This is a genomic window from Streptomyces zaehneri (genome assembly GCF_032248645.1).
Classification (GTDB): Bacteria; Actinomycetota; Actinomycetes; order Streptomycetales; family Streptomycetaceae; genus Streptomyces; species Streptomyces coriariae.
In genome coordinates this window covers 414,606-429,123 of the sequence record NZ_JASTTJ010000004.1, presented here as the reverse complement: position 1 = coordinate 429,123, position 14,518 = coordinate 414,606, and the positions used below count along the sequence as shown (strand labels likewise).

Below are 14,518 nucleotides of genomic sequence, written 5' to 3'. Positions count from 1 at the left end.
GCGAGCGCGACCGCACCGGGCGGGGGCACCGGTCCGGCCTCACCCACCGCGCCGCCCCCACCGCCCCCACCGCCCGCGATGCCCCCCGTGCCGGCCCACGCTCCGCCGCCCCCGCAGGCCCCCACCGCCTCTGTCGACGGTTCGGCGACCCCCCTCTACGCGACGAACCCCGCGCCCGCCCCCGAACGCGAGCCGGACTCCGCACGCGCCCCCGTCGCACCGAGCACCTCCCCGCCGGACCATCCCCCCACTGTCTCCGGCCTGCCCGCCCTGCCCGCCGTCCCGCCCCTGTCCGCCGCCAAGGAGTACGTCGGTTCGGGGCCGCCCACCTACGACGCCGAGCCCACCGCTCTTCCGCCCGCGGACCCGGACGACCTCGCCGACCTGGTCGCCGACACCGTCCTGGACGGCGCCCGGTACGGAGTCTGGACGCTGCGGGCCGCCTCGGTGCGGGGGGACTCCGCGCGGTACCGGGGGGAGCCGCGCCGTGACGCGTTCCTCACCGCCCGCTTCGGCGCGGGGGAGCAGGCGCTGATCCTGGTCGCGATGGCGACCGGCGCCCGCGCGACCCCGGGAGCGCATCGGGCGGCCGCCGAGGTGTGCCGGTGGATCGGGCAGGCCGTCGGCCGCAGTCACGTCCGGCTCGCCGAGGACATGCGGGCGGCCAGGCGCGGAGACCTGAAGTCGGGCCTGCACCGGCTCACCGACCGCAGCCTCGGTCGGCTCCGCGCCGGCGCCGCCGAACAGGGCCTGGAACCGGAGGAGTACGCGGCCACCCTGCGCTGTCTGCTCCTGCCCGCCGACCCCGCCTGCCGTACGCGCGTCTTCTTCGGCGTCGGCGCCGGCGGCCTGTTCCGGCTGCGTGACGGTGTGTGGCGGGACATCGAGCCGCAGGTGGGCCAGGTGGCGGGCGCACCGGTCGTCGGGTTCGGGTCGCTGCCCGCAGAGACGCCCGAGGGGGACCGGCTCACCATGGACCTGGGCATCACCACGCCGCCGAACCCTTACGACCCGGACCCCGAACCGCCCCGCGAGCCGTTCCGTTTCCGCGCCTCCGTAGCCCGCCCGGGTGACACGCTCCTGATGTGCACGGACGGTCTGGCCGAACCCCTGCGCGGGGAGCGGGAGCTGTCCGCGTACCTGGCGGGATGCTGGTCGGGCACCACTCCGCCCGGTCTCGCCGCCTTCCTCGCCGACACCCAGGTGAGGGTGAAGGGCTACGCCGACGACCGCACGGCGGCGGCCGTCTGGGAGGCGTAACCGAGTCGCCGCGGCCACTGTGGAGTCAGGGACCCGAGGAGACCGAAGGGGTGCGTCGATCCATGGCCAAGCAGAACGTCGCGGAACAGTTCGTGGACATCCTCGCCCGCGCGGGAGTGCGGCGCCTCTACGGTGTCGTGGGGGACAGCCTCAACCCCGTGGTGGACGCGGTGCGGCGCAACCCCGCCATCGACTGGATCCACGTCCGGCACGAGGAGACGGCCGCCTTCGCCGCCGGTGCGGAAGCCCAGATCACCGGGAAACTCGCGGCCTGCGCGGGGTCCTGCGGACCCGGCAACCTCCATCTCATCAACGGCCTCTACGACGCCCACCGCTCCATGGCCCCCGTCCTGGCCCTCGCCTCGCACATCCCGTCCAGCGAAATCGGTCTCGGCTATTTTCAGGAAACCCACCCCGATCAGCTGTTCCGCGAGTGCAGCCATTACAGCGAGCTGATCTCCAGCCCGAAACAGATGCCGCGGCTGTTGCACACCGCCATCCAGAACGCTGTCGGACGCCGTGGCGTCAGCGTCGTGTCGCTGCCCGGTGACATCGCCGACCAGACGGCCCCCGCGAAAGCCGTCGAAACCGCTCTCGTCACCGCCCGGCCCACCGTCCGCCCCGGCGACGCCGAGATCGACGCACTGGTCGCGATGATCGACGCCGCCGACAAGGTCACGCTGTTCTGCGGCAGCGGCACGGCCGGCGCGCACGCCGAGGTCATGGAGTTCGCCGGGAAGATCAAGTCCCCGGTGGGGCATGCGTTGCGCGGCAAGGAACACATTCAGTACGACAATCCGTACGACGTCGGGATGAGCGGCCTCCTCGGCTACGGCGCCGCCTACGAGGCCACCCACGAGTGCGACCTGCTGATCCTGCTCGGAACGGATTTCCCCTACAACGCCTTCCTCCCCGACGACGTGAAGATCGCCCAGGTCGACGTACGCCCCGAACACCTCGGCCGTCGCTCGAAACTGGACCTCGCGGTATGGGGCGACGTACGGGAGACCCTGCGCTGTCTCATCCCGCGGGTGCGGGCCAAGGAGAACCGTCGTTTCCTCGACCGGATGCTGAAGAAGCACGCCGACGCGCTGGAGGGGGTGGTGAAGGCGTACACGCGGAAAGTGGAGAAACACGTTCCCATCCATCCGGAGTATGTCGCCGCCGTCCTCGACGAACTCGCGGACGAGGACGCCGTGTTCACCGTCGACACCGGTATGTGCAACGTCTGGGCAGCCCGCTACCTCACGCCCAACGGCCGTCGCCGTGTCATCGGCTCCTTCTCGCACGGCTCCATGGCGAACGCGCTGCCCATGGCGATCGGCGCCCAGTTCACCGACCGCCGCCGACAGGTGGTGTCGATGTCCGGCGACGGCGGATTCGCCATGCTGATGGGCGACTTCCTGACGCTGGTGCAGCACGACCTGCCGGTGAAGGTCGTGCTCTTCAACAACTCGTCGCTGGGCATGGTCGAGTTGGAGATGCTGGTCGCCGGTCTGCCCTCGTACGGCACCACCAACAAGAACCCCGACTTCGCCGCCGTCGCCCGTGCCTGCGGTGCCCACGGTATGCGCGTGGAGAAGCCCAGACAGCTGGCCGGCGCGCTGAAGGACGCCTTCCGGCACAAGGGCCCGGCCCTCGTCGACATCGTCACCGACCCCAACGCCCTGTCCATCCCGCCGAAGATCAGCGCCGAGATGGTGACCGGTTTCGCACTCTCCGCCTCGAAGATGGTTCTCGACGGCGGAGTGGGCCGGATGCTTCAGATGGCCCGCTCCAACCTGCGCAACGTGCCCCGGCCGTAGAAGGGTGGCCGCCGGTCGGGGATGTCAGTCGCCGGTCGGGACCCACTGGCGTTCACCGTTCTCGGAGCCGTACCAGTAGCGCGGCAGCCCCTTGATGCCGCTCGTGCGGAACGGGCGGCCGCGGTCGTCGATACGGACCGTGCCGGTACGGCCCTGGGACGACCAGTCCAGTTCGAGGTACCAGTCGCAGGCACAGGCCTCGGTGCGTGCCGTGACCAGCAGCACCTCGGGATCGGTGCTGGACACGCGGTAGGGCAGGCTCACCGCCGGGATCGGCGTGCCCGAGTCGTTGCCGGCGACGGAGTGCGCCACGGGACGGTCCTTGTCCAGGTCGACCGCGAAGTGACGTTTGCTGAGGGAGCCGCCGCAGCCCTGGTCCATGGCGTACGCGGTGCCCGTCATGGGCGCGGCACGACCGACGACCCGCACGCGCAGCGCCGTCAGCACGACGGCCGTGGAACTGCGGCCCTGGACCGAGATCTCCACGTTGGTCTCCCGCCCGTGCACCGCTGCCTGGGCGGTGGCCCAGGGGCCGGCGTCCTGCTCCGCCGGGGGCGGCGGAACCCGCGCCGGCGGCTTGTCGATGACGTAGTCGTGACTGCAACCGAGCGCCCAGACCTGCGAGTCGACGGTCCAGGCGAGCGGTACGACCGACGCGGGTTTCGAGGCCTTGCCGTCGGCGGGGGAGGCGTCCGGGGCGGGGGAGTTCCTCGCGGGGCGGGCGGAAGGGGAGGCGGTGCCGGGTGTGGGTGAGGTGGCCGAGGCGGCGCCGGGCGTCGGGGAGGGGGTTGATTTCGTTGTCCGGGGCGCGGCCGTGGCGGAACCGGAGGGCCGGCCGACGTCGCCGACGGCCGAGGGGCGGCCGCCGCCGGGCAGCGCGGACAGCGTTCCCAGGGTGGCGAGCAGCGCGCAGGCGACACCGAAGGCGACCGTGGTGCGCCGACGGCGGTACCAAGGGCGAGGCGGTACCTGTTTCCCGTCCGGTTTCCGAGCCTGCGTGGCCGCCGTAGGCCTGGGTTCCGTTTCTGCCGGTGTTTCGGAGGGTTTCGCGGTCTCCGAGGGTGCTGCGGTTTCCGGTGTTTCCGGCGCCCCAGTTGTTACTGGCGTTTCCCGCGTCACCGGCTGTTCCCGTGTCCCCTGTAACGCTGCCGTTCCCGGTGTTGCCGACCGTTCGCGGGCCTCACCGGTTTCCTGGCCTTCCCCGCCTTCCCCGCCTTCCCTGCCTTCCCTGCCTTCCGGTGTTCCAGGAGTGCCGCCGGGTTCCGGTGTCTCCGAAGCCGCCGTGTTCCGGGCCCGCTGGCGGGCCGCCACCGCTCGCAGCCACCGCCGGTGCAGTTCGAGGCGTTCCTCCGGTGTCGCCCCGCAGAACTCCGCGAGCCGTTCGACGGGGGCGAAGTCCTGTGGAACCGCTTCCCCGGCGCAGTACCGGTGCAGCGTCGAGGTGTTCATGCCCAGCCGGCGGGCCAGGGAGCCGTAGCTGCGCTCCGTGCGCCCCTTCAGTTCGGTCAGCAGCGCCGCGAACTCCGTCACATCGGCCACACCGTCGTCGGTCGACACCGTTCTCCCCGTGTTCGTCCGGCCCGGCGGTCATCCCAGGCACTCACATACCTGCACGTCAGATGGGCTGGGATGGTTCCACCTCGGCCGATCGGGCGCCGACCGTTGCACCGGGCCGCCCGTACCGCCGATGCTCTTGGTGTCGCACCGACCAGGGCCGGACCGACCAACCGGCTTCATGGTGACGACCCACAGCCACGCACTCACTCACGGGGGACACCCATGTCCAAGCGCACCCGAGCCGGCACGCTCACCGGGCTCACCGGACTCACCGGACTCACCGCACTCACGGCCGCGGGCCTCGCCGTCGGTGCCGTACTCGCCGTACCGGCGGGCGCCGCCACTTTGCGAGCGCCCGGTTTCCTTTCGGCCGCCGACCTTCCGCCGCACCCCAGCTCGTCCTGGACGGCGGGCAAGGTCACCGCCGGTGCGTCCCCGGACGTGGAGGTGGACCGCTGCCTCGGCATGGCGCTGGGCGACGGCCGGAACTCCTGGTACCGGGACTTCCGGACCGACCTCGACACGAGCGCCCGCCAGGTGAGCGTCGAGCTGTCGAGCGTCAGCGCGGCGAAGGGCCGGTTCGCACGGGTCAACCAGGACATCAAGTCCTGCCCCGTGTGGATCGAGCAGGCCGACCCGGAGGTCGAGGCCACGCTCAAGGACTACGGGAAGCTCGACGTGGAGGAAGGCGCCCACGTCTACGGTCTGCACACCGAGACCTCCTGGGGCGCCACCGACATCCGCCTCCTCTCGGTCGGCCGGGACGGTACGACGGTGACGGTCGTGGACTGGGGCCAGCTGGGCGACTTCGGGGACGCCCCGGTGAAGGCCTTCAAGAAGACGACCGTCACGGCCGTCAACAAGCTCCACTGACACCCGACCACCGAGGAAGAACCGGGGCCGCCGCCCTCCCGCCACGGGGGTCGGGAGGGCCGGTGGCCCCGTACGACCACACAGCCGTCAGCCGGGCCGGACGGGCCGCACACACGAGACACACGGGGAACACGCACATGACCAGCAACATCAGCGCGACCAGCAACAACAGCATGACCAGCAACAACAGCACGACCAGCAACAACAGCGCGACCAACGACGACAGTGCGACCGCCAAGAACGGCACGACCCGTTTCCGTACCGCCCGCCGCCGTACGGCCGTGGCCGCCGGCCTCGCGCTGGCCCTCGGTCTCGGCGTGACGGCGCAGGCCTCCGCCGGCAGCCCGCGCAGCGTCAGCGGCAAGCCGTCCGACAACATCACGCGCATCGCCGACTTCTACGGCGCCTACATCGACGCGGTGACCGACGAGGGCGGCGGCAAGCTCGCGGACGAACTCCGCAAGCACTACCTCACCCCCGCCTTCCAGAAGGAGCTGGCGGCCTGGGAGGACAAGAACCACGCCGACGGCGTCCTCCAGGCGCAGAACGTCCCGCTGGCGTGGAAGGTCACCGACAGCGGAACGGCCAACTACACGGAGGCCGTCGTCACGCTCACCTGGGGCAGCGACACCACGAAGCTCATCGTCGACATGACCCGCGGCACCCACAAGATCTTCCACATCGGCACGAAGGGAGTCGAGGCCGGCTAGGCACCACCATCCCGACACGAGCGGTCTCGGCGTCCGGTCGTCCGTCCTGTCGTCCGTCTGTCCCGTCGTCCGTCTGCTCGTCCGTCTGTCCGTCCGTCTGTTCGTCCGGACGCCGATACCGCGGCCGAGGCGGCCGAGGCGGCCGAGGCGGCCGAGGCGGCACCCGCTGTGGTGGGGTGCTGGGAAGGCAGCGGTTCGATCACCGGCCCGTCCAACCCTGTTCCCTGCCAAGGCCGTTCGCGCACCGGCGGATTCCGGCCAACCTCGTCGGCCGGGCGAGGGCGTGCTCGGCGCGGCGGAGAGGCGCAGGTCCGCGGAGGACGCGGTGGGGGCGGTACCCGCTGCCCCACCCCTTCCTCGCCTACGGCCAGGCAGGCAGGGGTGGATCGGCAGACGGGCTGATCCCCGGCGGTCGGCGCGCCGCCTGGGCGCGTAGCTACGGAGGCGGTCGGGACGGCCGGGGCGGCGGCCGTATCGCACCGCGGACACGCCGGCTCACTCCCGCTCGCGAGAGAGGTGACACGGTCGGGTGCCGTTGCGCGGGTGCACGCCCCCGGGGGCACGTCGGCGCCGTCGTGCGGCAGCCCCATGACCCGGGATCCGGGGCCGATCACCGCCTCCGCCGGCGGCCCGCCCTTTCGCGCCGGTGCGTACCCCACGAAGCGGAACCGGCCCGTCGACCAGGGCTTTCCCCGCCGGTCGCCGGGCCCGGCGGATCAGGACCGGCGCGCGCGGCCCGGTCCACCGGCGGCGACTCGCCCGGATCGGGCCACGCCGACGTCACCGGCGGCACAGGGGCCACGTGCCGCGCGGGACGCCCGAACCGTCACAGCGCTCGCTCCGGACGCCCTCGGGCGAGGTGCGGACGTACCGCACGCGGCCTCTCCCGGACGGTCCGAACAGCGCCGTCGTACGGTCGCCCCGTTCCCGGCAGCGACCTGGACGCCCGCCCGAACATGGCCGAACACCCGGGCGTCGATGATTCGACATGACTGGCGCGGTGCCGACCGGGCAAGGATCCCCGTGAACGTGTTCGAGCAGGAGGGGAAACCACATCGACACGCGGGCGGGGGTCATGGAGAGGCAGGCACGGGGAAGCGGTCCGACGGCGATCGCGAGCACCTCGGCGACGATACTGGCGGGGGAGAGCAGGGCCGAGGACGTGGCGGAGCAGGACCGGGCGTCGCAGCTCAGTCGCAGACTCGGACGGGCCGACCTGCGGGCGGTGCCCGAGACGCGCCGGGCGCTGCGGGAACTGTTGCGGGGCTGGGGGAGGCCGGGGCGGTCGGAGACGGCGGAACTGCTCACCAGTGAACTCGTCACCAACGCGCTCGTGCACACCGACGACGACGCGGTCCTGACGGCCACCGTCTCACCGTCCGGCCTGCGGGTGGAGGTGCGGGACTCCGTGGCCCAACGCCCCCGGCCGAGGGTGCCGAGCGCCGACGAGGCCACGCACGGGCGGGGTCTGGTCCTGGTGGAGTCCCTCGCGGACACATGGGGGGTACGGGCGCAGGGCGGCGGCAAGGTCGTCTGGTTCGAGCTCGGCGCCGGAGCCGCGTGAACGAAGGCGGCTCGGCAATCGCCGTTGAGCGACGGTTGCCGAGCGGCGAGCGGCGAGCGGCGAGCGGCGGGCAGCGGGCTGCGGGCTGCGGGCAACGGGAAGGGGGCGCGACCTCGGCGGTCGCGCCCCCTTCCCATGAAAAGTGATGATCCGTCAGCCGAACTGCTGCTCCAGGTCCTTGAGCTTGCGCTCCAGGGAGTCGAGGCGCGGCAGGGCCATCGTGTCGTCCTCCGCGGTGAGGTCGACGGTGAGGGAGGAGTCGGAGGCGTGGCGTACGGGCTGCAGGGAGGGCCGTGAGCGTACGGGCAGCTGTTCCGCCGAGTTCGCTATGGCAGGCTCCGCGGACACCCGTTCGGCCGTGGCCGGCTCCAGGGCGGCCGGGGCCTCCACCGGACGGCCACCGCCGCCACCGCGGCCGGGGAAGCGGGGGCCGTGGCCCCGGCTGATCGCCTTCAACTGAGCCCGCTCGACGCGGTGCTGCTCGCGGCGGCGCAGCTTCGTCTCCTCCTTGCGGGCCTTGTCCTCACGGACCTCGTCGACGGCCTCGTCGAGGCTGCGCACGTTCTCGAGCAGCATCAGCGACCAGGCCCTGTAGGTCTCGCGGGGGGCACGCGCCCAGCGCACGACGCGGATCTGCGGGAGCGGACGGGGCACGAGACCCTGCTCGCGCAGTGCGGCCCGGCGGGTCTGCTTCAGGGCCCGGTCGAAGAGCACGGCCGCCGAGAGGGACATGCCGGAGAAGAACTGCGGCGCGCCGTCGTGACCGAGGCCCCTGGGCGCGTGCACCCAGTTGAACCAGGCCGCCGCGCCCGCGAACGTCCACACGAGTATGCGGGAGCCGAGGGCCGCGTCGCCGTGACTGGCTTCGCGCACCGCGAGCACGGAGCAGAACATGGCCGCGCCGTCGAGGCCGAACGGGACCAGGTACTCCCAGCCGTTGGTCAGGCCGAGGTTCTGCTGGCCGAAGCCGACCAGGCCGTGGAAGGAGAGGGCGGCGGCAACGGCCGCGCAGCAGAACAGAAGAACATAGGAGGCGGTGCCGTATATGGCCTCCTTGCGCCTGCGGCGCTCCTCGGTACGCTCCCACGAATCGTCCGCGCTCGCGTTTGCCCCGGAGGAGCGCTTGCCGCGCGCGAGCACCGCCACCGCCGCCAGCATGCCCAGGAGCAGTACGGCGCCGGGAAGCAGCCAGTTCAGCGATATGTCGGTCAATCTCATCAGGGGTCCCTTGCATTGGGATAGGGCGTAACGCCCGCCATAGTGGCGCAACCCCGCCGTCCCTCAGGGGGTTTCGGGGCAAGAGGCCGCCAAGGAAGTGCAAGGGGATGCCCAGGGCGACGTTCTGCTCGAACTGCCGCTTGAGGGGCGGGAGTTGAGTTCGAATAAGACTACCCGTACGGGTGGTTCCTCGGAAAGTTCCCGGGGTAGGTGAGGAAGTTGTGAATTGCCTGTAACCCTGGGAGTGGTCTCGTCCGGGTGATCTTACGGGACGGTCGGCGGCGCCCGGCCCGCGGGGGCGCCTGAGGCCGCCTCAACTGACGGCGGCCGCGGTGAGCTTGGTGACGCGGTCCGCGTCGCAGGTGCGCGGGCAGGTGGCGCAGGATTCCTCGGGGCGCAGTGTGTAGAACATGCAGCAGCTCGCCCGGTCCCGGGTGGGCAGGGTCTCGCCGTCCGGTCCGGTCAGCTCGCGGAAGGACGCCGCGCCGACGTACGGCCGGGTCGCGCCCGGCAGGAGCAGTTCCAGTTCCCGTCGTGCCCGGTCCTTCTCGCTCTCGCCGAGCAGTCCGGCGACGTACCAGAGGCTCTCGACGATCTCGTCGGTCACCATGCCCCACAGGGCCCGGCCGCGGCGTCGCGCGGGTGGTCCGAACCCGGCGAGCACCGGCTCGTGGTGCTCGGCTATCGCGGCCCGCACCTCCGCCCGCAGCGCCTCCTCGTCCCGGACCACCCGGGCGCCGGGCAGCAGCGCCGCCGGATCGCCGGGCAGGCAGGCGAAGGAGGTGGGCGGCCGGACGGCCATCCGCATGCCGTCGCCGGTGCGGTCGTAGGAGACGTGCGTCACGGGGAGGCGGGGCACCCGGCGGTGCAGGAACCAGGGGACGGTGATCAGCAGGCAGGCGGGCCAGGAGTACCGGTGCAGTCCGAAGCTGGCCACGACGTCCGGGCGGGCGGACTGCCCGTAGTCACGGACGACCTGGGCGTCGTCCCAGGCGAGGAAGGCCTCCAGGGCTGCTCCGCCGTCCGCGAGGTCGGCAGCCGCGACCCAGCCGCCGCCTTGTGGAAACGGTTCCCGGTGTTCCAGCTCCGTGACGGTCAGGCCGGGGAAGACCTCCGCGAGGCGGGTGTAGGCCTCCGCTGTGGCCGACGGGGCTGTGGGCATGCCGGGACCGCCGTTTCGAGAGGAATTAAAGGTAAGCCTTACCTTACTCAGTATCGTCGGGATTTGAACTGACGGCCAGTACGCCTAAGGTGCTTGACGGACGAGTAACAACCCGCCGTAATGACCCCAAGTACCGACAAGGCCGGAGGAGGCCCCGTGGAGCAGGGTGCGCAGGGCTCCACCGGTACCGGATCCCCGGCCGTGCCGGGGGCCGAGGGCCGTACCCGGGTGCCGGCGCAGTCGCGGGGGTCCGCCGGGTCCGCCGAGGACGCGGACCGGGAGAGATGCGGTCCGGCGGGCGCCGCACGGGGTGAGCACACGCACGGTGAGACCCCCGTTCCGCGCCCCCGGCCGGTGGTGCAGCGTGCCTCGGTGCGCGGCCAGATCCTCGACGCCCTGCGCACCGCGCTGGTCGCCGGGGAACTGCTGCCGGGCGAGGTGTACTCGGCGCCGGTCCTCGGTGATCGCTTCGGGGTCTCCGCGACGCCGGTCCGCGAGGCGATGCAGCAGCTGGCGCTGGAGGGCGCCGTCGAGGTCGTCCCCAACCGGGGCTTCCGGGTGGTCGTGCGGGGCAACCGCGAGCTGGCCGAGCTGGCCGAGGTGCGCGCGCTGATCGAGGTTCCCGTGATGCTGCGGCTCGCCCGTACGGTGCCGGCCGAGCGCTGGGCGGAGCTGCGGCCGGCCGGCGAGGCGAGCGTGCGCGCGGCGGCCTCCGGCTGCCCGGCCACGTACGCGGAGGCCGACCGGGTCTTCCACCGGGCGGTGCTCGCCCTGTCCGGCAACGACCAACTGGTCGGCGTCGCCGAGGATCTGCACCGGCGCTCGCAGTGGCCGCCGGCCGGCGGTTCGGTGCGGCGCGGGCGGGTGGACCTGATGGCCGACGCGGCGGAACACATGGCACTGCTGGAAGCGCTGACGGCCGGCGAGCCGGACCGGGCGCAGGCGCTGGTGCGCGGGCACTTCACCGGCACCCGCGGCTGAGCCGACCGCCGCCGGGCCACGACCCTGCCGCCCGCCGGGCCCGAACAGCACCACAGCACCAAAGCGCCCGCGCTGCCCGTCCGAGCGCCGCCCCGCGCTGCTCCGTCCGAGCGGTGGCCCGCGCTGCCGTCCGAGCGCCGCCCCGCGCCACCGCGCCGCCGTCCGAGCGGTGGCCCGCCCGCGGTGCGCGCAAGATCTTGCCGGCCGGCTGCGCCGAGGCGTTGTCCGCTCGGGCACCCAAGGGGCCCGGCCTGTTCGAGCCGCGAGAGGGGCACGGCCCCTCTGGACCGTACGAGGGCCTCGCCCGCTCGAGTCGTCGAGAGGCTCCCCTTCGGCCGTGAGCGCGCGTCGTCTTCCTCACCCGCCCCCGGCGACGCCGCGTCCTCAGACTCCGGACGGGCTGGGCGTCGGCGGTGGGGCCAACTGCCGTGCCAGCCAGGTCGGTACGCCGCCCAGGAGCCGGAACAGGCGTCGCGCCTCCTCCCGCAGCCGCGAGGCCTCCGGGTCGACCTCCGCGTCCGCCAGCGAGGCGAGCGCCGGGGCGGTGCCCACCAGGTAGCCCAACTCCTCCCGGATACGCAGGGATTCGGCGAATCCGTGCCGCGCCTCCGCCACCTCGCCTTCTCGCAGGGCGAGTCCGGCGAGGTGGCGCCAGGTGAAGGACAGCAGCAGCAGGTCGGAATGGGCCGCGGCGGCCGTGTGGGCGCGCCGGTACGCGGCCCTCGCGGCCTGCGGTGAACGCGAGATGTTCTCGGCGAGCAGACCCCGGCGGAAGTCCAGCAGCGCCCGTCCGGGCGCGTCCGGCGGGATCAGCGCCGCCGCCCGGCCGAGCGCGGCCCGCGCCTCGTCCACCCGGTCGCGCACGCCGTGCAGCGTGGCCGCGTAGGCGAGTTGCCCTCGCTCACAAGCGGCCGCGCCGCGCTCCTCGTCGTCGTGGGCCAGCGCCTCCGCCGTGCGCAGCGCGTCCTCGGCGTCCTGCCAGCCCTGCTCGGTGTACAGGCACCGTTCCACGAGCAGTGCGGCGCGCTGGACCGAGCCGGCCGCGCTGTCGGGCGGGAGCAGAGCCGCCGCGTCGGCCCAGCAGGCGCGCGAGCGCAGCCGCCATACCGCGGTCTGGAGGGGATCGTCACCTGAGGTCGTTCCGGTACCAGACATGGCGGTGTACGCCACGTTGCCCTCCCCGAGCGCGCCGTCGAGCTTTGAGTGGTGGCCGCATCTCAGCACGAATCCCGGGACCGGGCCAAGGGGGCGGGTGAAGGATTTCACAAAGTCGTGGGACTCCGCGCCCCAAAGGCTTCCTAGGCCGTGACCCAGGGGTGGTGACCGGTGTCGCTTCGGTGTCAGCTCATCCGCAGCGCAAGGAAGAAATCCAGCTTGTCCTCCAGCCGCGAGAGATCACGGCTCGTCAACTGCTCGATCCGTCCGACCCGGTAGCGCAGCGTGTTGACGTGCAGGTGCAGACGGGACGCGCACCGGGTCCACGAACCGTCGCAGTCCAGGAACGCCTCCAGGGTCGGGATCAGCTCCGCGCGATGCCGTCGGTCGTAGTCGCGCAACGGGTCCAGGAGACGGGCGGTAAACGCTTTCCGCACATCGTCCGGGACGAACGGGAGCAGCAGCACGTGCGAGGCCAGTTCCTGGTGGCCCGCGGCGCAGACCCGGCCGGGGCGGGCGGCGGCCACCCGCCGGGCGTGCCGTGCCTCCTCCAGGGCCCCGCGCAGCCCCTCCGCGGAGTGCACGGCCGCGCTGACGCCCAGCGTCAGCCGCCCGTCGCCGTCGAGGCCGGACGACAGCGGCTCCCGAACGGACGCCAGCAGCGCGTCGGCGAGGAGGCCGGTCTCGGAGCCGTCGTGCTCGCTCGACACCGCCGGCAGCGGGACCAGGGCGATGGCCTCGTCGCCGGTGTGGGCCACGGCGATACGGTCGGAGGGCTCGGGTCCGGTGGCGAGCGGGTCGACCAGGATCTCCTCCAGGAGCGACTGGGCGACCGGGCCGGCCTCCAGCCCGCCCTCGTCCCACTCGACACGGGCCACGACCACTTGCCAGTGCGGGGCGGCCCCCAGCCCCGGCAGCAGCACCGGCGCCGCCACCCGCAGCCGGGCCGCGATCTCCGCCGGGGCCGCGCCCGTCTGGACCAGCTCCAGCACCTCCTGTGCGAGACGCCTGCGCACCGTGCGCGCGGCGTCGCGGCGGTCCCGCTCGACGGCGATCAGCTGGGTGACGCCCTGGAGCAGGTCGAGGCGCTCGTCCGCCCAGTCCCCGGCGTCCGCCTCGACGGCCAGCAGCCAGTCCGACAGGACGCTCTCGCGCACGTCCCGCGGTGCCTGGGCGGCCTGCGAGGTGCGTGCGGCCTGCGGGGCGCGGGCGCCGCTGCCGATCGGGAACAGCGAGTACGTCGTCTGGCCCATGATCACCCGGTGCGGTCCGCGCCGCCCGGTGCGGACGGCCGCCAGGTGCTCCGCCGCCAGCTTCGCGCACGCGTCGGGCGGCAGGCCCGGGCCCGTCATCTCGGGGCCGGCGATGAGCCGTCCGGTGGGGGACAGCACCCAGGCCCGCAGGTCCAGGTCGGAGCCGAGCAGGTCCAGCACGACGTCCGGGCCGCCGCCCGCCGGGCCCGAGGTCATCATCCGGCGGTGCCGGTCCACGACGGCCGCGAGGTCCCCGGCGCGCTCGCCGGACACCTGCCGTACGACGTGCTCGGTGATCGTCGCGAAGGCCACCGACTCGTGCACCGCGAACAGCGGGAGACGGTGCCGGGCGCAGGCCACGGCCAGGTCCTCCGGAACGGCCCCCAGCTCCGCCTCGCCGGCCGCGAGCGCGGCCACCCCGGCCTGCACCAGGATCCGCACGAACGGCTCGGAGTCCGCCGCGTCCCGGCGCCACGCCAGGCCGGTCAGCACCAGCTCGCCCCCGGAGAGGTAGCGGCTCGGGTCGCGCAGGTCGGTGGTCATGACACCCCGTACCGTGCGCTCCAGCTCGTCCTCGCCGCCGAGGAGCCTCAGGCCCAGCGCATCGGTGTCCAGCAGTGCGCGCAGCCGCATCTCGTCGCCGCCGTTCTTTGTCTCGAAAACTACGATGAATCCTGAAGGACGCGGTGGGTGAGGACCCGCCGTCGGGCCCGCACCGGGGAGCCCGACCCGCGCGGCGGACAGTCACGAACCGCATTCTTCGGTGGCCAGGTCGTTTCTTACGTTTCCACAGGAAAACGAGGAGGTTACCGAGGGCTTCCGTTCATACGAATCTACAAGATGCCTGGGCCGACCAGCCAATTCCTTCATGGTTTCCGTGACTGACCCGGTCGGAGCAAGGCGCTGTGTACTGGCCCCACTCCGCGTGAACACCACAGATACGAGCCGGGCCCGCCGCACCCGATTCTGGCTCGATACGA

11 protein-coding genes are annotated in these 14,518 nt (G+C 72.7%); 6 read left to right on the top strand and 5 right to left on the bottom strand.

Going from position 1 to position 14,518, the window contains the following annotated elements; all coding sequences use genetic code 11:
• Together QQM72_RS10140 and QQM72_RS10135 are read left to right on the top strand one after the other, a co-directional pair.
• The coding region (locus QQM72_RS10140; RefSeq protein ID WP_399076633.1) for a protein phosphatase 2C domain-containing protein at positions 1 to 1,260 on the top strand (1,260 nt) is incomplete at its 5' end.
• 62 nt (positions 1,261 to 1,322) lie between these two features.
• Positions 1,323 to 3,065, top strand: coding sequence for a pyruvate dehydrogenase (locus QQM72_RS10135; protein ID WP_314220470.1), 1,743 nt, complete (start codon positions 1,323 to 1,325; stop codon positions 3,063 to 3,065).
• A 24-nt stretch (positions 3,066 to 3,089) separates the two neighbouring features.
• Here QQM72_RS10135 and QQM72_RS10130 read toward each other — a convergent pair whose 3' ends face one another.
• Complete coding sequence (locus QQM72_RS10130; RefSeq protein ID WP_314220469.1) at positions 3,090 to 4,622, bottom strand: transcriptional regulator; 1,533 nt, start codon at positions 4,620 to 4,622, stop codon at positions 3,090 to 3,092.
• Between the two features lie 222 nt (positions 4,623 to 4,844).
• Between QQM72_RS10130 and QQM72_RS10125 the strand changes: the two genes are divergently transcribed.
• The 3 genes from QQM72_RS10125 (at position 4,845) to QQM72_RS10115 (ending at position 7,769) form a co-directional block, all read left to right on the top strand.
• Entirely contained in the window at positions 4,845 to 5,495 is a 651-nt protein-coding gene (locus tag QQM72_RS10125) for a hypothetical protein (protein WP_314220468.1), read from the top strand.
• 137 nt (positions 5,496 to 5,632) lie between these two features.
• Positions 5,633 to 6,205 carry a hypothetical protein gene (locus QQM72_RS10120; RefSeq protein WP_399076628.1) on the top strand — a complete coding sequence of 191 codons (573 nt, stop codon included), beginning with the start codon at positions 5,633 to 5,635 and terminating at the stop codon, positions 6,203 to 6,205.
• Between the two features lie 1,075 nt (positions 6,206 to 7,280).
• A complete protein-coding gene (locus QQM72_RS10115) occupies positions 7,281 to 7,769 on the top strand; it encodes an ATP-binding protein (RefSeq protein WP_314220467.1) in 489 nt (162 codons plus the stop codon).
• Positions 7,770 to 7,922: 153 nt separating this feature from the next.
• On the opposite strand, the gene QQM72_RS10110 is transcribed toward QQM72_RS10115, so the two are convergent.
• Together QQM72_RS10110 and QQM72_RS10105 are read right to left on the bottom strand one after the other, a co-directional pair.
• The gene (locus QQM72_RS10110; RefSeq protein ID WP_314220466.1) at positions 7,923 to 8,987 is read right to left on the bottom strand and encodes a DUF2637 domain-containing protein; all 1,065 of its coding nucleotides are present in this window, start codon (positions 8,985 to 8,987) and stop codon (positions 7,923 to 7,925) included.
• 313 nt (positions 8,988 to 9,300) lie between these two features.
• Positions 9,301 to 10,149 carry a (2Fe-2S)-binding protein gene (locus QQM72_RS10105; RefSeq protein ID WP_314220465.1) on the bottom strand — a complete coding sequence of 283 codons (849 nt, stop codon included), beginning with the start codon at positions 10,147 to 10,149 and terminating at the stop codon, positions 9,301 to 9,303.
• 156 nt (positions 10,150 to 10,305) lie between these two features.
• Here QQM72_RS10105 and QQM72_RS10100 point away from each other — a divergent pair, with 156 nt between their 5' ends.
• Positions 10,306 to 11,130: a GntR family transcriptional regulator gene (locus QQM72_RS10100; protein ID WP_314220464.1), complete on the top strand. Its 825-nt coding sequence runs from the start codon at positions 10,306 to 10,308 to the stop codon at positions 11,128 to 11,130.
• Positions 11,131 to 11,514: 384 nt separating this feature from the next.
• On the opposite strand, the gene QQM72_RS10095 is transcribed toward QQM72_RS10100, so the two are convergent.
• Positions 11,515 to 12,300 carry a hypothetical protein gene (locus QQM72_RS10095; protein ID WP_314220463.1) on the bottom strand — a complete coding sequence of 262 codons (786 nt, stop codon included), beginning with the start codon at positions 12,298 to 12,300 and terminating at the stop codon, positions 11,515 to 11,517.
• A gap of 170 nt (positions 12,301 to 12,470) precedes the next feature.
• On the bottom strand, positions 12,471 to 14,171 hold the full coding sequence (locus QQM72_RS10090; RefSeq protein WP_314220462.1) for a PucR family transcriptional regulator: 1,701 nt from the start codon (positions 14,169 to 14,171) through the stop codon (positions 12,471 to 12,473).
• Positions 14,172 to 14,518: the final 347 nt, after the last annotated feature.